This window comes from Paenibacillus sp. ICGEB2008, assembly GCF_000307675.1.
Lineage (GTDB): Bacteria > Bacillota > Bacilli > Paenibacillales > Paenibacillaceae > Paenibacillus > Paenibacillus polymyxa.
In genome coordinates this window covers 397,529-420,617 of record NZ_AMQU01000007.1, presented here as the reverse complement: position 1 = coordinate 420,617, position 23,089 = coordinate 397,529, and the positions used below count along the sequence as shown (strand labels likewise).

At 46.5% G+C, this 23,089-nt stretch carries 28 protein-coding genes, 1 pseudogene and 1 riboswitch; of the genes and pseudogenes, 10 read left to right on the top strand and 19 right to left on the bottom strand.

What is annotated here, in order from left to right; translation table 11 throughout:
- Position 1: 1 nt before the first annotated feature.
- The 16 genes and pseudogenes from C400_RS0106710 to C400_RS0106640 form a co-directional block, all read right to left on the bottom strand.
- Complete coding sequence (locus tag C400_RS0106710; RefSeq protein ID WP_017426419.1) at positions 2 to 676, bottom strand: YmfQ family protein; 675 nt, start codon at positions 674 to 676, stop codon at positions 2 to 4.
- Entirely contained in the window at positions 669 to 1,820 is a 1,152-nt protein-coding gene (locus tag C400_RS0106705; protein ID WP_017426418.1) for a baseplate J/gp47 family protein, read from the bottom strand. Before C400_RS0106705 ends, C400_RS0106710 begins: the two co-directional genes overlap by 8 nt.
- On the bottom strand, positions 1,820 to 2,290 hold the full coding sequence (locus tag C400_RS0106700; RefSeq protein ID WP_081338585.1) for a DUF2634 domain-containing protein: 471 nt from the start codon (positions 2,288 to 2,290) through the stop codon (positions 1,820 to 1,822). The genes C400_RS0106705 and C400_RS0106700 overlap by 1 nt, the downstream gene beginning before the upstream one ends.
- Positions 2,277 to 2,684: a hypothetical protein gene (locus tag C400_RS0106695; RefSeq protein ID WP_017426416.1), complete on the bottom strand. Its 408-nt coding sequence runs from the start codon at positions 2,682 to 2,684 to the stop codon at positions 2,277 to 2,279. The genes C400_RS0106700 and C400_RS0106695 overlap by 14 nt, the downstream gene beginning before the upstream one ends.
- Entirely contained in the window at positions 2,677 to 3,654 is a 978-nt protein-coding gene (locus C400_RS0106690) for an XkdQ/YqbQ family protein (protein WP_017426415.1), read from the bottom strand. The genes C400_RS0106695 and C400_RS0106690 overlap by 8 nt, the downstream gene beginning before the upstream one ends.
- Positions 3,651 to 4,292: a LysM peptidoglycan-binding domain-containing protein gene (locus C400_RS0106685; protein ID WP_017426414.1), complete on the bottom strand. Its 642-nt coding sequence runs from the start codon at positions 4,290 to 4,292 to the stop codon at positions 3,651 to 3,653. The genes C400_RS0106690 and C400_RS0106685 overlap by 4 nt, the downstream gene beginning before the upstream one ends.
- 16 nt (positions 4,293 to 4,308) lie before the next feature.
- On the bottom strand, positions 4,309 to 6,186 hold the full coding sequence (locus tag C400_RS0106680) for a hypothetical protein (protein ID WP_017426413.1): 1,878 nt from the start codon (positions 6,184 to 6,186) through the stop codon (positions 4,309 to 4,311).
- Positions 6,187 to 6,206: 20 nt separating this feature from the next.
- On the bottom strand, positions 6,207 to 6,335 hold the full coding sequence (locus C400_RS28400) for a hypothetical protein (RefSeq protein ID WP_013369777.1): 129 nt from the start codon (positions 6,333 to 6,335) through the stop codon (positions 6,207 to 6,209).
- 23 nt (positions 6,336 to 6,358) lie between these two features.
- A complete protein-coding gene (locus tag C400_RS0106670; protein ID WP_007429164.1) occupies positions 6,359 to 6,793 on the bottom strand; it encodes a phage tail assembly chaperone in 435 nt (144 codons plus the stop codon).
- 100 nt (positions 6,794 to 6,893) lie between these two features.
- On the bottom strand, positions 6,894 to 7,301 hold the full coding sequence (locus C400_RS0106665) for a phage tail tube protein (protein ID WP_013369776.1): 408 nt from the start codon (positions 7,299 to 7,301) through the stop codon (positions 6,894 to 6,896).
- A gap of 122 nt (positions 7,302 to 7,423) precedes the next feature.
- Complete coding sequence (locus C400_RS0106660; RefSeq protein WP_017426412.1) at positions 7,424 to 8,890, bottom strand: phage tail sheath family protein; 1,467 nt, start codon at positions 8,888 to 8,890, stop codon at positions 7,424 to 7,426.
- A 2-nt stretch (positions 8,891 to 8,892) separates the two neighbouring features.
- Positions 8,893 to 9,111 carry a hypothetical protein gene (locus C400_RS0106655; protein WP_016821321.1) on the bottom strand — a complete coding sequence of 73 codons (219 nt, stop codon included), beginning with the start codon at positions 9,109 to 9,111 and terminating at the stop codon, positions 8,893 to 8,895.
- A 10-nt stretch (positions 9,112 to 9,121) separates the two neighbouring features.
- Positions 9,122 to 9,982 carry a hypothetical protein gene (locus C400_RS0106650; protein ID WP_231124955.1) on the bottom strand — a complete coding sequence of 287 codons (861 nt, stop codon included), beginning with the start codon at positions 9,980 to 9,982 and terminating at the stop codon, positions 9,122 to 9,124.
- The gene (locus C400_RS28395; RefSeq protein ID WP_258013951.1) at positions 9,979 to 10,113 is read right to left on the bottom strand and encodes a hypothetical protein; all 135 of its coding nucleotides are present in this window, start codon (positions 10,111 to 10,113) and stop codon (positions 9,979 to 9,981) included. The genes C400_RS0106650 and C400_RS28395 overlap by 4 nt, the downstream gene beginning before the upstream one ends.
- Positions 10,114 to 10,434: 321 nt before the next feature.
- Positions 10,435 to 11,289, bottom strand: a pseudogene (gene ant(6) / locus C400_RS0106645) (aminoglycoside 6-adenylyltransferase).
- Positions 11,290 to 11,407: 118 nt separating this feature from the next.
- Positions 11,408 to 11,884, bottom strand: a complete 477-nt coding sequence (locus tag C400_RS0106640; protein WP_017426408.1) for an ArpU family phage packaging/lysis transcriptional regulator — start codon at positions 11,882 to 11,884, stop codon at positions 11,408 to 11,410.
- A gap of 275 nt (positions 11,885 to 12,159) precedes the next feature.
- On the opposite strand from C400_RS0106640, the gene C400_RS0106635 reads away from it, so the two are divergent.
- From C400_RS0106635 to C400_RS0106620, 4 genes are all read left to right on the top strand, one after another.
- Entirely contained in the window at positions 12,160 to 12,633 is a 474-nt protein-coding gene (locus C400_RS0106635; protein ID WP_017426407.1) for a helix-turn-helix domain-containing protein, read from the top strand.
- An 11-nt stretch (positions 12,634 to 12,644) separates the two neighbouring features.
- On the top strand, positions 12,645 to 13,070 hold the full coding sequence (locus C400_RS0106630) for an ImmA/IrrE family metallo-endopeptidase (RefSeq protein ID WP_017426406.1): 426 nt from the start codon (positions 12,645 to 12,647) through the stop codon (positions 13,068 to 13,070).
- Positions 13,071 to 13,264: 194 nt separating this feature from the next.
- Positions 13,265 to 15,163: a 5'-nucleotidase C-terminal domain-containing protein gene (locus tag C400_RS0106625; RefSeq protein WP_017426405.1), complete on the top strand. Its 1,899-nt coding sequence runs from the start codon at positions 13,265 to 13,267 to the stop codon at positions 15,161 to 15,163.
- Positions 15,164 to 15,407: 244 nt separating this feature from the next.
- A complete protein-coding gene (locus tag C400_RS0106620) occupies positions 15,408 to 16,079 on the top strand; it encodes a 3'-5' exonuclease (RefSeq protein WP_017426404.1) in 672 nt (223 codons plus the stop codon).
- A 41-nt stretch (positions 16,080 to 16,120) separates the two neighbouring features.
- Here C400_RS0106620 and C400_RS0106615 read toward each other — a convergent pair whose 3' ends face one another.
- From C400_RS0106615 to C400_RS27490, 3 genes are all read right to left on the bottom strand, one after another.
- Positions 16,121 to 17,104 carry a helix-turn-helix transcriptional regulator gene (locus C400_RS0106615; RefSeq protein ID WP_017426403.1) on the bottom strand — a complete coding sequence of 328 codons (984 nt, stop codon included), beginning with the start codon at positions 17,102 to 17,104 and terminating at the stop codon, positions 16,121 to 16,123.
- A 71-nt stretch (positions 17,105 to 17,175) separates the two neighbouring features.
- Entirely contained in the window at positions 17,176 to 17,943 is a 768-nt protein-coding gene (locus C400_RS0106610) for a hypothetical protein (protein WP_016821328.1), read from the bottom strand.
- A 223-nt stretch (positions 17,944 to 18,166) separates the two neighbouring features.
- Positions 18,167 to 18,322: a hypothetical protein gene (locus C400_RS27490; RefSeq protein ID WP_016821329.1), complete on the bottom strand. Its 156-nt coding sequence runs from the start codon at positions 18,320 to 18,322 to the stop codon at positions 18,167 to 18,169.
- Positions 18,323 to 18,631: 309 nt separating this feature from the next.
- Between C400_RS27490 and C400_RS0106600 the strand changes: the two genes are divergently transcribed.
- The 6 genes from C400_RS0106600 (at position 18,632) to queF (ending at position 23,054) form a co-directional block, all read left to right on the top strand.
- Positions 18,632 to 19,072 (top strand): hypothetical protein, encoded by a 441-nt coding sequence (locus C400_RS0106600; protein ID WP_017426402.1) that lies wholly within the window; start codon positions 18,632 to 18,634, stop codon positions 19,070 to 19,072.
- A gap of 25 nt (positions 19,073 to 19,097) precedes the next feature.
- Entirely contained in the window at positions 19,098 to 19,802 is a 705-nt protein-coding gene (locus C400_RS0106595; RefSeq protein WP_017426401.1) for an AIM24 family protein, read from the top strand.
- An 85-nt stretch (positions 19,803 to 19,887) separates the two neighbouring features.
- Positions 19,888 to 19,931: riboswitch (PreQ1 riboswitch) on the top strand.
- A 136-nt stretch (positions 19,932 to 20,067) separates the two neighbouring features.
- The gene (gene queC, locus C400_RS0106590; protein ID WP_016821332.1) at positions 20,068 to 20,751 is read left to right on the top strand and encodes a 7-cyano-7-deazaguanine synthase QueC; all 684 of its coding nucleotides are present in this window, start codon (positions 20,068 to 20,070) and stop codon (positions 20,749 to 20,751) included.
- Positions 20,744 to 21,235: a 6-carboxytetrahydropterin synthase QueD gene (gene queD, locus C400_RS0106585; protein ID WP_017426400.1), complete on the top strand. Its 492-nt coding sequence runs from the start codon at positions 20,744 to 20,746 to the stop codon at positions 21,233 to 21,235. Before queC ends, queD begins: the two co-directional genes overlap by 8 nt.
- Positions 21,228 to 22,106, top strand: coding sequence for a 7-carboxy-7-deazaguanine synthase QueE (gene queE / locus C400_RS0106580; protein ID WP_017426399.1), 879 nt, complete (start codon positions 21,228 to 21,230; stop codon positions 22,104 to 22,106). Before queD ends, queE begins: the two co-directional genes overlap by 8 nt.
- A 450-nt stretch (positions 22,107 to 22,556) precedes the next feature.
- Entirely contained in the window at positions 22,557 to 23,054 is a 498-nt protein-coding gene (queF, locus tag C400_RS0106575) for a preQ(1) synthase (RefSeq protein ID WP_017426398.1), read from the top strand.
- Positions 23,055 to 23,089: the final 35 nt, after the last annotated feature.

The following is a 23,089-nucleotide window of genomic DNA, read 5'->3' as shown; positions in this document are numbered from 1 at the left end:
GTTATGCGCCACCTCCTAAATATCTATCCTGTGTTGTATGTTCATTTTCATAGAGGGTCATGGACTCCACTTCCGCAATGGTCAGGTAGCGTAATTTATACTCTACCGCCATATGAGCAGGTTTGATCTCCTCAATGGCTGCTTTAAGATCCTCCACGTTGGGCGGAATTCCGATGGTGTCCATAAATTTGACCGTAAATCCCCATTCAGCAGGGTGAAAAGTAACATCTACTGTGCCTCCGTCATACGCCTCAGCTACATTTTTGACAAGCTTGCCTGAAAAGGTTCCTGCTCCCCGTAGCTTCGATTCCACCACTGCGCGCCGCTGATCCAACGGCTTCCCCAGATCGGTTTCGATCCCCAACTCCATTTCCCAGCGTTCCAGCCCCCAGGTGGCGGTACGTACGAAAAACTGTCCCACCGTTGCATCCATTGCAAGATACAAGGCGTCCAGTTCGCTTCCTTTAGCATCCATATCGGAACGCATCACACGTGAGGTTTCATAATAGGCAGGCAAATAGGAAAGCAACTCGCGTCCCCGCTCGCTGCTCATTTGGCTTACTGTATCTCCCGCTATTGCTAACCGGTTAGCAAAGGTGTCATCACGGTTTACACGTTTTCCCTCGTCAGGGTTATTCAAAAACTCTTCAAAACTGTCCATTCCGTTGTTACTCACTGACGCTCACCGTCCCCAGCACTGCCACCTGACCTGATCCAATCTCAATATTCTGATTGCTCTGTCCGTTGATTTTCAGCTCAGAGAAATCAATAATAATTGGAATGTCCAACAGCACAGCAGAAATCCGGGTGTACCTTACCAACGGATCTGCCTTGTAAAAAGCAAGCTGCTTCAAATACGTCCGCACACCGTTTTCGATCAGCTTTTTGATTTCATCCAGTGTGGACGGCTTCTCTTTGGTGCGCTGTACCTTGACCGAAATGTTTATTTCCACTTCTGCCGCTGGCATGATCGTCACCACAGGACCTGCTGGTGCTAACCCTTCGCCTTGCCCATCCTGGGTCGGATCGATATACTTCTGCACCGCAGCCACGATTTCCGGGCTGGCAGCGCGTTTATCCGTATCCAGCACATATAACCCCACTGTTCCTGGCCCTTTCCAGAGTGGAACAACTTCCACGCCACCCACTCCAGCAATCTCATTCGCCCACTGGGTATACTGCGCCTTGTTGCCGCTTGTACCCTGGTTCCGCACCTTGGCATAAAAACGCTCCAGCAACAGCTGGTCGCTTTCAATGTCTGTGCCGCTTTTGGTTTCCTCCGTATTGATCACGGAGGAAACCCCGCTAATCGGAGTAGCCATCACCTGAATGACACCCGCTGGCACGTTGCCGCTGCGTCCAGGATTGACCGCCCGAATGGCCGCTTCCCCGGTACCCTGTTCATCCAGCGTGACTGAGGTCGTGGTCGCATACTCAATGGAGGCTTCCCCGGATACATCATCTGCCGGAGTCGCCACCAACGTTCCCGCCGGGACGATTGTTCCAGCTGTGCCTGTGAACTTGACCTTCCCTGATGCAGCAACGGCTTCCCGTCGTGTCACTCCATGCTCTGCTGTACGCAAATCCAGTTCCGGCGAGCGAAAATCCGGGTTATCACTGGCTGCTGTGCTGGCAAACCCCCGACGCAGTAGCTCCTGCGCCCAGATTGCCACTTCAGAAAGCATAAATGCCACTGGCGCCTGCGCATCCCAAATAAAAGAGCCCTCGGACTTATCGATGTCCGAAGGCACTTTTTCCAGCATTCGATTTAAAATTTCCTCTTCCGTCTGGTCTACCAAATATTCCGGCAAGTCTGCCATTAGATCACCACACTTTCCACAATTTCTGTCTCATCCCGCACGTTCGTAATCTGGCAGCTAAAATAGCATGCCTCACCTTCCCATCGAAACGTGAACTGATCCACACTAGCCGTACGTGCATCTGCTAGCAACGCCTCTGTGACCATGCGCTTAATTTCACTTTCTTGCACACCGTGCCCATAGCTGCTGCCAATCAGCTCCTCCAGCTCACTTCCATAATCAGGCGAATAGATTACATGACGGTAGCGAGGAGTGCGTATGGCTTTTTCACACCACTGTACCCAAGCTTCTTTCTCGCCTGTAGTCACGATTTTACGGCTAGGGCTCATTACAAACTCCCCAGCTTCAAAATCAAATCTCCAGCTTCGCCCAAATACCGCACGGTTATCCTCCAGCACTTCTGGATTGGTCATATCTGTGTCTGTCCAGATCATATCATCTGTTTCGGGAAACAAATTAGCCACGTCCATTCACCACCTTACATACGACCACCACATCGTTACCACTATTCACCCGCATCGCCAGTACACGATCCCCAGGCTTAAGTCCTTTGTTCAGGCTCAGATTTACATCCTCCAGCTCATCCTCCCCGATATAAAAAGAGGTTTTCAGCTCTTTGCCTTCCCAATTTTCTGATTCTACCGATGTTGAGGTACCTTTGTACATATGGCGTGGTACAGATAGCAGCCCCGGCAGCTCGGCGACCAGATAATCCTGAAGCTCATGTTTAAAATCATCCAGCTTGAGTCCTGTGGAAGTGATGGTACCTAATACTGCACCTACTCCACTCAGCGCTTGCTTGGTGTGTTTATGAAATGAAGATTGCAGCGCAGTGGCTAAATGCCCGTAGGGGTCCTTATTCAAGGTAAAACCTCCTTTTTACATCGTCATACGTTCCGAGTTCTAGCGACATACTGCCAGGGTTGCCCAATTCCCTGCTTACTGAAATCACCAGCAGCTTCATGTTCCCTAACATTACCGCGTCTCCTGCTCGAATCGTATTCATATCTGGCGCATTTACCGATATCGTTTGTTGTATGCCTCTCAGCTTACTTTTGGCCAACTCACGTGCCGCCGCACCCGATTTCACCTCGTCATCCTGTACGATCACCTGAAGTGTTCCATATTTGGCAATATCCTTTTCCTCAAGCGCCATCACCTTGGAAGGAACCTCTTTCCCCGTTTCACTGGCCGCCGTAGCCAGCACCTTCACTCTCGTGGCTGCGCCTTCCAATGTACGGGATTGTGTCGTATCGGTCACTTTCTCCAAAACATATACATCTTTGTTCGTGCCCAGTTCGTACAGCTCCAAGCCGGAAGAAATCATACGTGGATGATACAGCTTGCCGCCCGCCTTGGCCGTCTCCCGCAGATCGCCCAGCATCATGGAATAAATGGACTGCGTCCGGTATACGGCGCGCCCAAGCTGCTTTTTTGTGTCTGGCAAAGAAGCGATTTTCAGCTTCCAATCCCTCGCATATTTCTGAAAACGCTGGGTAGCCGTCTGCTTGGCAGGAAGTAAATATTCATCCTCCGACTTGTCCAAATATACCGTACGGTCATATAGCGTCAGCGTCATACGTTTAAGCCCGTTATTGGAGGTTTCCACTTCCCAGATCACCGCTGGAGACAACAGAGGAACATAGTCTTTTTTACCATAAGGAATACCACTAACCCGGATTGACATCCCTGGAGAAATGACCGGCATATCGGACGTAACGACCAAATTGACCGTCCCCTGATAGGCGATTTGCTCCAGCGAATCTCTCAAATTAATGTTCTCCACAAGTGGCGAAAGATCATATTTATCCTGTAAAATGACTTTATAACTCATGACAGCACCAGCTTTTGCCCCGGTTTAATCGCATTCGGATTTTTCCCGATGACCTTTTTGTTAAGCTGATAAATGCGGTTCCATTGCGAACTATCTCCTAGCTCCAGCTTGGCAATTTTGGACAAGGAATCTCCCGATTTAACCGTGTAAGTTTTCTTTTTTTCTTTCATATCCGTGCGAGGCTTTTTGTTGACTGTCGCGGACTTCGAGCCGGTGCCAGCTTTTTTGGCTACCTTCATTTCACTCCAGGTTCGCAGTGACAAATCAAAATTGACATCCCCATATTCCCCGCCCCGAAAGGTCGAATTATGAGAAGCTACAATTACGGGTACGTTCACAGCTGTCTCCGTAATGATAAAACGTAGCGGACTCTTGGATAACAAAAAGCCATTCAACGTGTTCATGGCCTCCTGCGGATCAGGGATGTCTTCATATGTGCAATATGCTGGATTGTATTCTTTCGGAAAAAAAGAAGAGAAGGAGATTTCCTTCACCTTCTCCCCTTGTGGAAAGTCAAACTCCCCATAGGATAAAATCGTCGTTGTATCAAATCCCTTTTGTCGTGAAATCGTTACTTCCTCAGGATTTACTGGAAACTGAAACTTTTTTCCCTTACCATCCGTCAAACTAAATTCCATACTATTCACCTCCTACTCACACTAGGGCCCTCGCTGTCTTGTTGTTATCCATAGCTTGACGGAATCCTGCTACGAAGCGTTTGCCTACTTCTGAAGCCAAAGCATCAAAATTAACACGTTCACCAACAGCCACCTGAATTGCTCCTGTTGGCATATTCACTTGCATGTTTGATTTATTTCTATTTGTGTTCTTTACTGAATGGACTGCTGCCGTTCTGTGTCTATCATTTGCACGATATGTTCTAGAACTTGCAACTAAATTCCGAGAATATTTATTTGGAGTACTTTTTTTAGCAGCAGTTTTCTCTGTACTCTGAAAAATCTCCCAGTTCAATTTCTCTGGAGAATCCAAGATCATTTGAAGGAAATCGCTTGTTTTTGATGTTGCTTTTTTAACCTTTTCTTTAAAAGGGTCAGCATTTTTCTGAACAAAGTTATTCAATTTATTAGAGAAATTTTTAGTCCCTTCACTAATATTGTTGATTTTCTCCTTGACCCCTTCTGCTAACCCTGGAACATAATCTTTTAATCGATTACTCACACCATTAATCTTGTTTTCAAAAGCTCCCTTTATATTATTAGTCAAATCACTAGATAAAGGTATTTTTTTCGATAGTTTCCCTGTTATATTCTCAACAATTCCGATAGCACTTTCACTTTTGTTCCCAATGAAATTGACAATTTTATTACTCCAAGAATCAATTGTTACAGGAGCAGTAGTCTTTATATTATTCGTTTTATTAGCCACTTCATTATTAAAACCATTCATACTTTGTTTAAAATCTTTGGTAGTAGTATCAATGCCTTCATTTAAGGATTTAGTCCAGCCTTTAAGATGCGTTTTAGCATACCAGACTTTTTCCATAATTTTGCCCCCACCTATACCACCTAACCACTCTCCTGCTGCCCCAAGAACTAATGAGGCAATAGGAGCGATAACTGGTCCCACATAAGGAATAGCCACGGTAGCTCCACCTACACTTTTACCTACTATATTACCTATTTTTGAGCCAACAAATTCACCTATTAGTTTATACTTTTCTTCTCCAGTAGCATTGAGTATTTCAGAAGCATCATATACAATATCTGCAACAACAATGGCGCTTTTGGCTATTTTACCTGCACCCTTCAAACCTGTTTTTACCCAAGATGGCGCACCCGAGTACATAGAGGCTGCTCGTGTGTAAATAGTAGATGTTTTAATTCGATTTACTACATCGTCAATTTTAGTTTTAGCAGTTTGTAACCATGAAGGCATTGCAGCAACTTGTGATGGAGTAATGGCCTTGTAGGCTTTAACAGTTTTATTTAGTGATTCTACAGTATCATTCACCTTACTAAATTTCTTAATGAAAGCCATAGTATTCATAACAGGCTTTATTACAACTATCTTTTCTTTTTCAGTATTTTTAGTCGCAGAGCTCTGAGAAATTACAGATCTACTGGGAGAATTAGATGTGCTAGTTTTTAAGGGCACGCCAGGAGCTGAGGACTTGTTAATGTTTACTTTGTTTTGTAAACCAAGTTGAGACGTGATCTTTTTTTGTAAATTAGTAAAAGAATGGTTAACCCCATTAGAACTGCCCATCTTACTGTGACATGTTGATCTACATTTCGAGCAATCCTTAGAACAGACACATTTAACAGCAATCTTAATTCCAGATAAATTTCGGGTCAGGCGATTTATTTTATATAAACGTGAAGTTAAATTACTCAACGCATTAGAAAGTCGCTTAACTGACTCCGTAGTTTGGTCAATAACTATCTTTTGTCTTTGGTAACTACTAAGCCCAAAATTTCTTGCCCGCTTCTGGATACTCTCAAAGTATCGATCCATAGCTTTTAATTCTTTATTAACTCTACTTAAACTTCTTATATCCAAGATATCATCCACACCTACACCTCCTTTAACTACTACATATTATCTGCTAGAGCATCTAGTTCTTCTTCAGCAAACGCCAGCAGCAGCATGCGCTCACCGCGGGGAAGCCGCCAAAAGTCTCCGGGACGGAGGTGGTGCCGGACCCACAAGTGGTACAGCATCGTCGTCATTCCCCCGGAGCTGATTAGTTTTTTAGATCAGCAATCTCAACGCCAAAACCGGACAGTTCCAGCACTTTATCTCCCACTGCATCCAGTTCACCCGCCAGCAGCATACGGCGGACAGACTGTTCGCCACCGGACAGCTTCAAGCGGCTTGTAATCCGGGGATCGCCCCAACCGTTAAGAGACAGGCCCTTCACTTCCAACTTTCCGGTAGCTTCCGAAATCAACAAGGCGTTGAACGTCTCGGTATCTACCTTTTCGTCTACAGCACCCTTCACAGTTCGGCGAATCGTACAGCGTTCACGAATGCTGTCTACTTTGCTAGAGGTCAGTCCGTGCAGCACAATTTTCATATCCAGGCGCTTGATACGAACGGTTTCCTCGGGCAGTTTTTCAGCGGCTTCAAACAGACTGTCCAAAATTTGTTCTTCTGTCATATTCTCATTCAAGCTCATAAGTCATTCTCCCTTATTGTTAATTTCAGAATTTCGCAAATTCTTATTTGTATTTGGGGAACGAGACACCTGACAGCATCCCAATTCCCCGTTAACCAATTTAGTTTGCTACAATCGGATCAAGCAGCTCATAGCCTTCGAAGGTGAAAGTAGTTTCTTCTGGCACTTCTTCCCCTGCAGTCCAGTTAGCCAATTGAATTTTATCCGGCATGCAGCGAATCAAACGAACGCGTTCATGTCCAAAAGATTCGGGATCGTCCAGCTTGGAAATAATATCGAATTTTTCAAAACCGCGACGAATCATATCAGAAGTTACTTTGTAACCACTCATCGTTCCTGTACCTTTTTTAGCTCCATTTTTATGGACTTTCCAGGTGTTACCAACCAAATTCAATTCTCTTTTATCAATTTCCACGCTAGCTTCCAGCTTGTTAATATGTGTCTGCCATACCCCATCAATATATGCCTGACCAAACGTACCTAAAATAACTCTTGAAGCATCCAACATTTCTTTTTCCTCCTCAAAATAATTCATAATATAGTTCGGGATTCCACAAAATCCTCGTTGTTAAAAAGCTACCTTAATCCTACTGATCGCCACCGAAATGCTTAGGCGCGTAAAATGCTTATTTATTGCACGTAAAATGTGCCGAACAGCTGCTCCATCACGTCGGTGAGCTTCACATTCCATTGCAGGAACACTTGATCCGGCTCCGGTTTGATGACTGGCGCATCACCGTAGTAAGCCGGATCGAGAATGACATCGTAGCCATCCGCCTCGATCACGTTGCTCAGCGACAGCTGTGCCAGGTATTCTTTGATCGCACCGATGAGTGCCAGACGGCCTTCTACTGTGTTGTTGATTTTGCCAATGTAAGTCTCTTCGGCTGCACGCTGCAAGTCAGCGTTAATGGCATCCATGACACGGATGGAACGGATTTTCTTCCACGCATTGTTTTGTCCGGCAGACGGGTTCACCAAGCTGTTGATTCCACGCAGCGCTTTGACCTGACGGCCATCGAAGAACAGGAGGAACACCCCGTTACGGACAGCCTGTTCCTGCTCGGAACGTGTCCAGCGGCGGGTTACATCCTCAAAAGGCGTAACCGCATACGTTGCGGATTGGTTCAACCGTTGGCCTGCGATCAGTCCGGCTACATAGGCAGCCGTTTGGGCGGAGCTGTAGTCCGTACCTGCCAGACGTACGCCTGTGCCCACGTTTACGATGCCTTCATGGTTCAGTGCCAAAGAACGTGCAGAAGCCAAGCTGACAGCCGTTTTGGACACATCATCTGCCGCAGAACCGCCGAATACAGCGATGACGCCTTTGCCTTCATTCCGGACACGTTTGATCCAGGCAGCAAAGCTTTGCAGCAAAGCCAGATCGGCTGCATAATCCAGGGCCAGCACATTAAACTCCTGTCCTTCCAATGCTTCCTGCATGGCGATGTAATCGGCATTAACCAGCTTGCTATTGCCGCTATTGCCACCTGTCAGATGTACGCCGCTGACATCCGCTGGAATGCCGCCTTCGCCGACAACCTCAGCTTTCACCCATACGTTTTCGCTGTTTTCGTTCAGCGCTTTGGCAATCGAAGCAGCCGTACCGTCGCTGCCTTTGTACGTACCCAGCAGTTTGGTTCCTTCATAGAGGCGCACCTCACGAGCTTGCTCGTCGCCCAAAGTTGGCTGTACCGTTACGGCAAAACCATTACCGCGGCTACCTGTGTACAAAGCCTTCAAACGCAGCACGTCGGTCGGGGTCTCGCCACCGCTTTTCAGTGTTACAGACGCTTCAGCAGCCGTGTCATCTGCCAATCGGTAAGCGAGCAGTTTTTTCGGACCGCCCAGCAAAGCCAGATACAACGTGGAATATGCTGTCGCACCGTTCTCACTGTCACCGGAGAAGATTTGGCTAATAGCCGTTTCGCTGCCCACCTCTACAAACTCACGTACAGGGCCCCAATTCGCCTTGACGGGTACAACGACCGTACCACGTGATCCACCTTGAATCGCTGAAGCTGCTGCTGCCTGAAAATTCATATACAAACCCGGTAATACCGGTTTATTCGTGTTTTCCCATGTTCCGCCTGCCATAATTAATCCACCTTCGCTTTCATAAATTGTTCGATTTTAGTGTGTGCTTCTGCTACCGTAAACAGCTTGTCCTGTGTGCCAAAAAAGGCGCCTGCCAGCACTTCTACTTTTACAGAAAATAATTGTTCTGCGTGTTCCTTTAGTTCCTCTAGCGTATAGCGTGGGCCACTTGCTTCCTGCCCGCTATGTAGCGGGGTCTTCTCATGGCTTTCCAAGGTCACTCGGACCACCTCATTTCAAAATAGGATGAATTTCCACTCTGCGAATCAATGCCGCTTCCTCAGCCGGACGCATACGCCGCTGTACCAGCGTCAGCCGAAGCTGACCGTCTAAAATGGCATCCGCCTGCAAATCGGCTGAGGCTTCAGCCGTAGACATATAACGGCCCTTGTCCTGCTCCAGAGGAAGCTGGATTTGAGCGGCAAAGCCTTCGACCAGCGCGGAAGCTGCGCGGTTCTCTTCGGTGGTGACCGGGGCAGTGATATGCCCGATGAACCGTTTGCGGAGCTCATACATGGAGGCTCCTGCCATCCGGGTTTCACAGCCGCTCAGCCGCCATAATACCGCGTGGCTTCCCGGCTGTGCGGGCCATGCGTCGGCGTATACCGACCACAATTCGCCCAGTTGCTTCTGCGTCCAGCCGACCAGTGCTGCCAGCCATTCTTCCGGCTGTGCTGCATCAGGTGCTGAAGCGGCCGATCCACCTTCTGTTTCAGGCACATACACGCCAAAACGCAGCGTTCTATAGGCCTTGCCCGTAACCGTGTCCAGCATTTCTGCATCCCGCACGCCCAAATAGTGCGCGGTAAAAGCAGACGTGTCCTCACCTTTACCTGTCACCGATGCTCGGTGCAGTCCGGCAATCAGGGTATTCGCCCATACATCGGCCTGCGCCAGCCCCGCTTGTCCTGCGTACAGCTTGATGCGGACAACCTGCCGGTAACCGGCCCAGGAAGACTTCCAGATTTCCTCGCCCAGCACCATAACCGCATACGGCTCCTCTGCCGTCTGCGACGGGGGTTGAACATCGTATACACGCCCTTGCAGCGCCGGAATAATGTCTATGAGCTTTTGCTTAAAGGCTTGTCTCATCCTGTGGCATGCCACCCTTGCGTATCCTGTGCTCGCATGCTGTGGCTGTTTAGCCAGGCTTTTTTCCACTTCCATGCTCTCAGCCGGCGTAGCCTTGTACTCATGCATTGCAGCATCCCTTGCTTAGGCAACACGACTCCTCCTTTCTATACATCGAATTCCCGGGAAGTGACAAAGACGATGACCGCATGAAAAAACCGGCCCTATTGGCCGGCTAACGTTTGACGGTGTGTGTCTTCGGTATGTCCTCTTGTCTTGATTCCCGATGATATAATCTTACACCCTTATAACGAATGCGTTGCCGGGGAAATGGACGATAAAAGTAGAGACTAGGGATGAAGTTAGGCGGTATTTTGCGAACGTTTGTTCTTATATTAAAAATGCGTTTAATCTCATTGTTGATGTGCAAACAAAAAAATAACCGCCCTTTAAAAAGGCGGTTATTACATCGTTCAATTCAATGAATTATAAATATTTGCAGTATACCTAGTGATGGCTTCATCGTAATCTGGATACTCATACTCCAAACTTCTGGCCACAGCCTTAGCGTATTTTCTAAACAATGCATAGCAAGTAAGTAAAGACTCCCACATTTCTCGATAGCCATTTTCAGAGTAACTGGATAGTAAACTTTCCCAATCTTCATTAGGAAGGTACTGATTTATAAATTTATAGTTTTTTCCTACGCTAAAGGTGTACCCTTGCTCTGAGCCAATCTTCCAAGCCATCATTCGCAGCAAATTAGGTCGTGCTATCTCGTGCAAATGGTCAATAGCAAACAGGATTTCTTTTCTCGCCAATCCTTTTACGATATAAGTTGAAACCATCCAAAACTCATTACAGCAATCATCAAATTCCTTTGCCGTGGGCTCTTTAATCCAATATTGATGGTCATTTGCGATCACTTCCTCTTGGATCAGCACATCCTTGTCGAGCAGAACCTCAACTAAACCATCGCTATTCGTAAAATAATCCTCTACCTCGTTTATAGGGATCAGTGTCAGATCTAATTTATTTCCATCCTCAAAAAGAATGATATATGAAAATCAGTTACCTAGTTCTGATGGAAAAAGTTCCATATCCTCGGGTTTTTGCATCATAAGCCTATCCCCAAACACGTGGAGCCATTGATCACTTTCCTTGAAAGAATCCATATCTGTTACAAAGTAAGAAATATCATAATCTTGAAATGAATCAGGAGGAATATTGAAGTTTGTACGTGATCCTTCCATCGTGACCAATCGTATTCTTTTATCGTTCATAGCAAACTTTATAAGGATATTCATCATTTCTGGTTCACTTCTCAATACATCCGTCCTCCGTTCCTATTTTAATTGAGACCTATGCTTCTTATTCACCGTTGCGGTTCATACTCCTTGCTGTCTAGGTTAATAGAGCCACAGGTTGTGACCCCTATGCATTTACCTACCCCAGTCTGCGATCCGCACCCTTTTGCAAGTTTGCCAGATTCAGAACGCCTTGGTCTGCCAGCGCTAGCGCCATTTTGTAAAAAGCACGTGTGCGAAGCTTCGTATACGTATCTTTGCTGACTGGCGGGTCCAGCACATAATTGTAAACCTTGTAATCGAACACATCATCATCCTTTAAATAACGTTCACGGATCAGCAACTGTTCACGTTCATTCAAGCGGCTCACTACGGCATCCACCATTTGGCAATAGGCCAAGCGGGCGGCAGGAGCATCTACATTATATACAGCAGTCCGGGCCGTTGGGTCGCTTGTCACATTCGTGGGTCCGTTCGGGCGATCCGTATAGCCAGCAGTAATAAAGCTTTCCCGATCCATAAAGGTTATTGTTTTATAAATCCGGTATTTCTCAAATACACCCTCCAATGCATTCTGCGTTTTGCGACGGTCTAATTCGGGTAAGTTATTTCTCATGAAAAGCAACACTCCTTATATTATGCCTTTTGACAATGATGTATTTTCAAATAAAAACGCACTTGTTTACATTTTGTTCCCCTTTTGTTCGTATCTTGAGTATAACATAACATTATTTAGGATAGGTATCCATCGTGAAAAAAAGCAATATAGCCCCAAAAACAGGATATTCGCTCTACTTTTCTATGCCTTTTGGCATATTACGTGCTTTTACTATTTGCCTAATGGTATAATAAAGCTAATTCTATGATTCTATTGCAGAAAGGAGCTCCATTGTGGAACAGCCAGCATTCGGAACTTACCTAAAACAGCAGCGTGAGCACAAGCAATTGAGCATCAACCAATTAGCAGATGCCGCAGGTATTAGTAATTCACAAATTTCCCGCATCGAAAATGGGCTGCGCGGAGTGCCCAAACCCTCCACCCTCCGCAAAATAGCGGACGCGCTCAGCGTATCCTATACCGAAATGATGAAGGCCGCCGGATATTGGGCGGACGATGATTCAATAGAGCAAAACCCACACGAACTTTATCGTTCTACTGTACCAGAATGGGCAAACTCCAAAGACCGCCGGGATTTTAAAAAAATGTTGGAGGAAGACGACGAATTAATGTTTGATGGCATTCCGCTGGATGAAAAAGACCGGCAACGAATCAAGGACGTACTGACAGGTCTGTTCTGGGAAGCCAAGCAAATGAACAAACATAAAAAGCCCGCCGATCCCGGTGCGAGCAATGATCAGGGATAGTAGGTGATCGTATGAAGGAACTCATTCACCAACTTGTCCGAAAATACCGCACTAATTGCCCCTTCGATATTGCGAAAGCCCTAGGCATCCATATCCGATACTGCGATCTGGGCTCCACAACCAAAGGGTTGTATTATCACAAGTTGCGCAGAAGATTTATCGTCATTCACAATGGCCTTACACCAGAATGGGAACGTTTCGTCTGTGCGCATGAATTGGGACATGACCGACTGCATAAAGGCATTAGCCGTTTTTTTATGGAGGAGCATTCCTACTTTTCTCCAGGAAAATTTGAACAGCAGGCTAATCGCTTTGCCGTGCTTTTGCTGAGTGCAGGCAATCCGCCGCTGGCTGACGAAACATTGGATCACTATTTACCCCGGATCGGGCTGCCCAAAGAGACTGCCCTTTTTTTTGATCACAAAACAGAACAATAGTTCCTATTCTATGAGTTGCTGTCTATTACTGCCTCTACAATATAGGTAACTAGACGGTGTGTTTAACAACCGATATCTCAAAAAAATGTAGTGCTTTGATATAAAATAAGAGTTATTTTTACAATCATCTGATAAAATGTGGACGTAAGCGGTTTCTCTAATTCATTCATTTTATGGGAGGTTGAAGGAACAACATGAACTCATGGAAAAAACTCTCGTCGATCTTGACGACCGCCGCGCTTCTGTTCGGATGTCTCGGTACAGCAGCAGCGGACCCAGCTACTACTGCGGGAACGGGGACAACAATGACTCCAGTCAGCGGTAAACACATCACCATCCTACATACGAATGATACCCATGCTCACGTAGTGGCCAACGATAAGGAAATGGGGTTCGCCAAGCTGGCGGGAATCATCGACCAATATCGCGCCGCTAACCCCAATACATTGCTGCTGGATGACGGGGATACCGTTCATGGGACGACCTTCGCTACTTTGGTCAATGGTGAGAGTATCGTAAAAGTAATCAACAAGCTGCGCTATGATGCAATGGTTCCAGGTAACCATGAGTTTAACTACGGCTGGAAGCATCTGGTTGAGCTGAGTAAAGAGATTCAGTTCCCTGTACTGAGCGCCAACATTAAGCAAACCGACGGAACACGCTTGTTCCAACCGTATACTATTAAAGAAGTCGATGGCGTTAAAATCGGTATTATCGGCCTAACTACGCCTGAAACAGCATATAAAACCAATCCTAAAAATGTGGAGGGCATTCAATTCACCGACCCTGCGGCTGAAGCCAAAGCGGCAGTAGACGAAATCCGCAGCAAAGTAGATGTCGTCGTTGCTCTGGGTCACCTGGGACAAGATGCATCCAGCAAAGACACCAGCCTCAAGGTTGTGAAGGAAGTGCCTGGCATTGATATTTTCATCGATGGACACAGCCATACCGTGCTGGAAAAAGGCCTGGTCGGTGACAATGGCACGTTAATCGCTAGTGCAGGTGAATACACCAAGTATCTAGGTGTGGTGGATCTGTGGGTCGATGGCGGCAAGGTTATCCAAAAGCAAGCGAAGCTGATCGATTCGACTCAAGCTGCTGACGTGCAGCCCAACGCTGAAATTGCTGCATTAATCGCCTCCATTCAGAAGGAGCAAGAACCTATTCTTAAAGAGGTTGCAGCACAAACCAGTGTGGATCTGGAGGGCGCGCGCGAAAAGGTACGTGCGGGTGAAACTAATCTCGGCGACCTGCTCACTGATGCTATGCGTGACGTTTCGGGAGCAGACGTGGCTTTAACGAACGGTGGCGGCATCCGCGCTTCCATCAAAGCAGGAACGGTTACCAAGGGAGACATCATCACCGTACTGCCTTTCGGCAACCAAATCGTTACCCTGAAAGTGAAAGGCTCTGACCTTCAGGCCGCACTGGAAAATGGCGCAGCCTCCTACCCGGAACCAAGCGGGGGCTTCCCTCAGGTATCCGGTATCTCGTTCAAAATAGACACCTCAGCAGCCAAAGGCAACCGTGTTCACTCCATCCTGATCGGTGGAAAAGCCCTTGATCCTGAGGCAACATACACACTGGCTACCAATGATTTTACTGCCGTAGGTGGTGACCAATATACGATGTTCGCTAAATATCCACAGGCAGGTATGTTCGGATCGCTGGATGAAGCGTTAATCCGCTATATACAAAAGGCCGGGTCTACTAGCCTGCAAGTACAAGCGGCCGGCCGTATTCAGGAAGCCAAGGCAGACGGAAAAACTTCTGTCCCTGCCACACAAGCTGTACCGTCTGCTCCAGCCACGACGCCAGCACCTCTGCAGGAGATACCGCAATCCGATTCCACATCGGCTGCGAAACCAGCACCTGTGAAATCGACACCTGCCAAGTCTCAAACTAGCAAGCCACAGCAGGCTTCGGCTACTGCACAAGCTGCAAATAGCCACGTATATGTTGTAAAATCTGGGGATACACTGTATGACATTTCCCGCAAACACGGTACTACCTGGCAACAGCTTCAGCAGTTGAATAAGTTGAAGAATCCTCACCGCATTTATCCGGGTCAAAAGTTGGACCTCCCGGCCTAATTCAATAGCTAGCATAAACAGCATTCGGAATCCAAGTGGTTTCGGATGCTGCTATATGTCAGGATTTTTTAGATATGCGATAGTCCAAGCTCATTTGGACATCGCATATTTTTTTTGAAAGCAAGCCTTTTAACCGCTGACAAGTTGTGAACCGAGAGGTATGATGGAGAAGAGTTATTCGGGCAGAGAACATTTGTCCCGGTATCCATCGGGATCAGTTATGTGTGTGGAAGGAGTCCATTATATGCAATACATTATTTATGATCTTGAATTTACCGTTAGCCGTAACGCCAGATATTCCTCCGAAATTATTGATATCGGTGCCGTCAAAGTTATTCAGGGAGACGATGGCCTATTCGTTGCGGATACATTTCACAGTTTTGTGAGACCATCGAATCGACCTGTGATCTCTACAGATACCGTTCAATTCACGGGTATTACTCAACGAGACATTGATGCCGCTCCACTCTTTCCTGAAGCTGTGAAGCAATTTATTGCCTGGCTCGGTACAGATTCGCCCTATTATTTATGCGCATGGGGACCGGATGACCGTCAGAAGCTGGTATCCCATTGTCGTACCCATCATTTAGATCTCGGTTGGATTCATAATACAAATGATATACAGAAGCAAATTTCCCGTCTGTTTAGTTCCAATGGAAAGTATCGTCAGTTGAGCCTGTCTCAGGCGTTGGAATTGTGCAACATTGACTTTGACGGTCAACAGCATCGGGCACTGGATGATGCCGTGAACACCGCTCAGGTTTTCATGTACCATTTTGATCGTCTTACATTAGTTCATAATGCTGCCGACGATGAGGAAAGTCGCGGCTCAAAGCTCGTCTACTCCTCACCAGAAGAAGAACAGGAGCAGTACAGTCCCTTCGGCAATCTCGCCAACCTGTTTAAGGACCGTTAAGCAGATAGCTCCCCGGCCCGTTCCGGGGGATCTTCCCCCTGTTATTCTTGATTTCCTACCTTTTTATCGAAGTAAAACGCCCCCCAGGTTCGCAGCATTTCTTGCATACGTTTGCGGTACCGTAAAGGTTCCAGAATCTCGGCCTCAGCTCCATAGGATGTGAGCCAATCCAGAAATTCACGGTCATGATTGACCGTCACCTCAAACAACAAACTTCCATCTGGCAAATCCTTGAGAAGAGGCTTGATGAACAGCTCCTCTTCTTTGACCCGATATACAGAATCGGCAGAGAAACGTACGACAAACCGAATATTTTGATTTCCTTTGGTCACCGACCAGGTGCCTTTAAAAAACATTTCCATTTCAGATGTATTTTTTTGAAACGTATACGGCAAAATCCTCATATTCCGAAAACGGCTGATCCGAAAGGTTCTCATGGCGGATTGCTTATGACAAAAACCAAGCATATAGAATCGCCGATCTTGAGGAACCAAACAATAAGGATCTACTTGCACCAATGATACATCTTCATTTTGAGGCGAGCTGTATTCCGCTTCAATTGTCTGCTGCGTAAGACTCGCCAAAACAATCAGCCTGAGCAGATAGGGCTGGTTTTCCCGATCAAGTGTCGAGCCGAGCCGGATGATATTTTTCATTTCCTGCGCGAAGCTCGTCTGGTCCATCTTTTTTTTCTGACTAGAGGCCATCACTTTCTCATAAGCACTTTCAAAAGCTGGCGGTAGAAGAGGCTTTATCGTTTCCATCATCTCTCCCAGCTTGGTAAAAGCCTCTGCCTCTTCTTCTGTCCAATTCAGAGGATACAAAGCAAAATTGCTAATAAAAATGTACCCCTTGCCATGCCCCATATTCGTAATCGGAATATGCATAGCGCTTAGCGCCTCCATATCTCGGTATATGGTACGTTCTGATGTTTCACAACGTTCGGCAAGCTCTCTTGCCAATATTCCTGGATTTGCCTGAACAATAGTAATAATCCGCATTAAACGTATCAACCGATCAGTCAAGGAAGTCTCTCCTTTACAAAAAGATAGTAAATTAGACTCACTAATTTGCACAAATAAACTAGCACAATTACCTATCTCAACCTATTATTCTTCGTAAAACGAACATCTCCTAACGATATTTCCTTATTAAAAAAGACCTTAGAACTATACGCAGTAAACGATACAAAAGACCCACTCCATTTATTGCGTATGGATAGAAGTAACTCGGCTTCCTCAAGATAATCCATGTCTTCGCTTCTAGCTGCACATATAAGCAATTCATCTGCTTGTCTCGTAAGGATGAACGCCCCTCGCTCAGGCTCCCCTTTCTCATACATACGTAATGCCTTTTTTACAATTGGGGACGTCTCATTCAGCTTTATGTATTTTTCCACCTTCGGGTTGGATGGAATGCTCAGCAGACCAAGATGATGCGTGTAATGGATATAAAGCTGGTCTGTGCGGATCAGCGTTCGCTTTTCCTGTGATGGCTTGCGCCAGCTCCACTCGATCATTCCAATCGTATGTCTTCCGGACGCGTGAGCCGGTATAGAAAACGTTAAAATAGCTTGTCTATATTTTCCCCGTCGCACATCACCACAGTGAACCAGCATGCAATCTCCGTTTTCTGATTGTTTAAACCCGAGCCTCACCCCTTCAGCTTTTAATAGATTTACCCCGTTTTCTGGAATGAACTGAAGTTGAAGGTCACATCCCGCTGCCTTCGGTATTAGATTCCCTTTTCTTTTACGTATAGCCCCATAGCCCCATTCTATCAGTAGATTTACTTGTTTGGACCCATTCGCCGATATAGACTCTTTGTCCCATGTGTACGTTACATTGAGCATTGACTTCACCACTGGTAAATTCCCCCTAAAAGAACATGTAACTCTAAATTAACAGTGTTATCTGACACTATATTGTCAGGGAACATATGTTTGATTGTGAAAATTATACATGGTAATCTTTATGAAAGGGGACCTAATTCGGCAAATAACATTTTCATCCATTCTAATTACATAAATACGCAAAAATAGCCCGGCTTTTGCCGGGCTACATGATAGTCTGCTTCTATATTTAAAATTATGAAATCGTAGTTTCTGTTAAAGATACTTTCGTATTTGTGCAAATATCGGATATTGGAGCAAAAGTAGTGCTATCCACGATAAGCTCCTTCGATAATGGTTTGCCATTTACAGTGATTTTTAAAATTGTATAGTTTTGTTCTCTCTCATTCATCTTTCAAAATCTCCTTCTATATCTATTTTAATATTTCTAGTTCATATATTTTGTTCAAGCCCTGATCAGGTGCGGATGGTTCTTGACTCGTTTGTTGGGAAAAATGCCGGAATGTTGCCGCTTCCTTGATATACCCGTTTTAGGTTACACTTAAACTAATAATCGAGTTTTTTTGATAATCTTTTCCCGTATTTGTCGTCTATATATTCTAAAAGCTGCATCCAAATCATTATATTGTACGTAACCATGTGATATGGGTAATGATCTGTAACATCTAACATCTTGGTTTCTCAAAAGGGGGAACATCACTTGGCACGAGCAACTTATCGCTTTGCTTTGTACCGCCGCATTGTCTGCGCTGCTATAGCGCTTTTGTTTATTTTTGGAGTAACCCGTGTACCCGAAGCTCATGCTGCTTATTGGGATGATGTATATCAAGGCTTTGAGCAGTTTTCACGTTTGCCAGGCGATGTATATCAGCTCAAGGAAAGCTACCGCCAAACACAGGAAGACCTGGAAAAGGCCCGTACCAGCATCGAGACCTACCAGAAGCAAAACGCCCAACTGCTGGAGCAAAATCGCAAGCTGAACGACACCGTTACAGAACTGAAAAATCTCCAAACCCAGCGCGATCAGGCTTCACACCGAAATAAAATGCTCATCCTCACGGCTGTCATTCTGCTGGCCGGTTATTTTATCGGTATCCGACTGTTACGTTATGGGATGCGTCGACGCTCGGGAAGATACTAACTGCCTGAAAGGATGAAGGGTCTGAATGGACATACAAGCAGGACAACACCATGATGAAAGTGTCGGTTCGGTCGTAACGCTCGACCTGGCTGAAGGGGAAAAGCTGCACGTTCTGCATCCGCAGCAAATCATCGCATATCGCGGTCCCAGCTCAGGCCGCAGTGATAAGCTGATGAATATTAAAGGCATGTATCGCAAGCACAAACTGATTCAGGCCGATTTTACAGGCGCTTGCCGGCTAATTGCCGCACTTCCTCCTGGCTTTAGTCTGAAGATGATCAAGCTGGAAGGAAGCGACGATTTGCTATACGATTTCCGCAACCTGTTCTGGTACAGCGCCGGCATCCAAATGCGTACCAAGCTGCTAAGCATGAAAAACATGTTGTTTAGCCGTGATGTCATTAAAATGAAATTTGACGGTATCGGCCACATTGGCATTTTGACGCAGGGATTGGTATGTCAAGAACAGCTTCATCCGTCGGAGCCGATCTACGTCGATGCGAGCAGCGTCATTGCCTATCCCGAAAACGCCAAGCTGGAGTTAACCGTATATGGTAACCATTTGGCCAGCCAGCATATGAACTATCATTTTAAAATGACGGGACACGGTACCGTACTATTTCATGCTGGTGAGCATCATCGGCGACTTCAGCAGGATATGAACGACGATGGCGTGATCAAACGATTTTTAAGGGAAGTCATTCCATTTGGTGGAGTGTTTATCAAATAGCCCTGCCATGCTATAATGGCAATGCTATCAAGGAAGCTGTCTGTCCTTGTGGCAGCTGCTAATGAAGAAAATCCATGCATAACGCATGGGAGAGGTTCGCGAACTCCCTCTATAAAAAACTAACGATGCTTTGTCCTCCGCATTGAAAAATGAATTTGCGGGGCAAGGCCTGTTTTTTGTTGAAGCCGGTTCAAGAACTCTCCTTCTTCCACGTGACAAGACTCTGTGTCTTACACCATTCCAAGAAGATCGAGAGGTTTTTTTTATGTTTACAAACGAAAAAGCAGTCGTCGTATTCAGCGGCGGCCAAGACAGTACAACCTGTTTATTTTGGGCAAAAAAACATTTTGCCGAAGTAGAAACTGTGACGTTCGATTACGGTCAGCGCCACAAGCAGGAAATTGAAGTTGCCGCCGGAATCGCCAGCGAGCTGGGTGTTCCGCAAACGGTACTGGATATGAGCCTGCTCAACCAACTTGCCCCGAATGCCCTCACACGCACCGACATTGACATTACTCAAGAGGAAGGCGAACTGCCTAGCACCTTTGTAGACGGTCGTAATCTATTGTTCCTAAGCTTCGCAGCGGTTCTCGCCAAGCAAAAAGGAGCGCGCCACATCATTACAGGCGTTTGCGAGACAGATTTCAGCGGCTATCCCGATTGCCGGGATTCCTTTATTAAATCGCTGAACGTCACACTGAACCTTTCGATGGACTATCCCTTTGTAATTCATACCCCGCTCATGTGGTTGAACAAGGCCGAAACCTGGCAAATGGCCGATGAGCTGAAAGCTTTTGAATTTGTAAGAACCCGTACACTAACGTGCTATAACGGCATCATTGGCGATGGCTGTGGCGAATGTCCTGCTTGCAATCTTCGTCGTGCTGGACTGGAGCAGTATCTTGCAGTTCGCGGCGCTTCGTCCCAAGGAGCTGAAGGCCATGCGTGAGCCAGGTACCTTTCGTATTGTCGACAAGCTCCAGCAGTTCGGGACAGACATTGAACGCTCTCAGTTGCGTTATCACCGCAAGCGTGTACTCGTAAGCAAACAATTTACGTTCGATGCAGCCCACCATTTGCACTGTTACGAAGGCAAATGCAAAAATCTGCACGGACATACTTATATCGTCGTATTTGGCATAAGCGGTATCCCGAGCGAGATAGGTCTAACGCTGGATTTTGGTGATATCAAAACGATCTGGAAAGAGCGAATTGAGCCTTTTCTGGACCACCGTTACTTGAATGAAACGCTCCCGCCAATGAATACAACGGCAGAAAACATGGTCGTCTGGATCTTTGAACAAATGGAGTCAGCCCTGACCTCGGATGCATACTGCAATCGTGTTGAAGGCGGACGTACCGAGTTTGTACGACTGTTCGAGACACCTACCAGCTACGCCGAATTCCGACGGGAGTGGATGTTCGATGAGTAATACTGTAACTGCTAATACTGTAACTACTCACCAACCTATGGCAACCCCCGACAGGGCTAAAGCAGCCCCTATTCCTGTGCTGGAGATGTTTGGTCCCACCGTGCAGGGCGAAGGTATGGTCATTGGTCGTAAAACGATGTTTGTGCGTACCGCAGGCTGCGATTACCATTGCTCATGGTGCGACTCCGCCTTTACCTGGGACGGCAGCGCCAAGGATCAAATCCGTCGTCTCAGTGCCACTGATATTTGGCAGGAACTACAGTCCATCGGCGGCGAACGGTTCTCGCATGTGACCCTTTCCGGAGGCAATCCCGTCCTGCTGCCACAGCTCGGGACGCTGATTACCCTGTTACGCAGTCAAGGCATTGCTACAGCGGTCGAAACACAAGGCTCCCGTTGGCAGGAATGGCTGTACGATATTGATGAGGTGACCTTATCCCCGAAGCCGCCCAGCTCTGGCATGACGACCAACTGGGACGTGCTGGATGATATCGTGGTCCGTCTGACCAACCGGAAAATGGCTGGAGCGTCCAAGTCTACAACAAACGTCTCCATCACAACGTCCGCAAAGAAATCAGAGGATGAATCGGTCAGACTATATGCTGGAGCATGCAGCCTGAAGGTCGTCATCTTCGATGACACCGATCTTGCCTATGCCCGCACCGTTCATGAGCGCTATCCACACGTACCGTTGTTCCTCCAGACGGGTAATCCAGATGTGAACACGGAGAACACCGGGCAGATCGCAGAGTCTCTTTTACATCGTTATGAATGGCTTATCGACCGCGTCATGGACGATTCCAGACTAAACGATGTAAGAGTACTCCCGCAGCTCCACACCCTCGTATGGGGCAACAAACGCGGCGTATAACATGCATATACAATATATTCCATATGGTCTGTATGTGATACACAAGATACACCAAATTAGTCGAAGTACACCCTCGACACCCAAAGCCATATAAAAAGTGAGAAACCCTCGTCTGCAAGGACGGGGTTTCTCAATAAAATAACGCTCCTTTCATATAGGAGTGCGCATTATTCTCTTCTACACCAATCTATAAGTAAACGGGTAGGGACTTTATGGTGTTGACGGCGGTCAGCAGCGGAGCGGAGGATTTGAAGCTGGAGAAGCGTTAGCGTTCGCCTTTGAAATGGGATTCTAACCTATAGATCTTTTATCAGAAAGAATCCCATTTCAACAGCGATCGGAAGCTCAAATCCTTCGCGAAGCGTCGCCTAACCGAACCGAACCTCCCCACCACCATAACTCCCTCTCTCTTTTACCAAACTAAACCAACTTTAAGGAGCCTCACTCAACATGACCGGAAGAAAACCTGAAGAAATGACCGACGTTACCCTACTTGGCAATCAAGGCACACAATACACATTTGCCTATGATCCCGCCATTCTCGAAAGCTTTGATAATAAACACCCGTACCGCGATTATTTTGTAAAATTCAATTGTCCAGAGTTCACCAGCCTTTGCCCGATTACAGGACAGCCTGATTTTGCGACCATCTACATCAGCTACATTCCTGATATTAAAATGGTTGAAAGCAAGTCCCTTAAGCTGTACCTATTCAGCTTCCGCAACCACGGTGATTTCCATGAAGACTGCGTCAATATCATCATGAATGACTTGATTAAGCTGATGGACCCTCGCTACATTGAAGTATGGGGCAAATTTACGCCACGCGGCGGTATCTCTATCGACCCGTACACCAACTACGGCAAGCCGGGAACGAAGTATGAGCAAATCGCAGAACACCGTATGATGAACCATGATATGTATCCAGAGACGGTGGATAATCGATAGGCTGATCCTCTCTATGCGCTTGCATACAAATATAA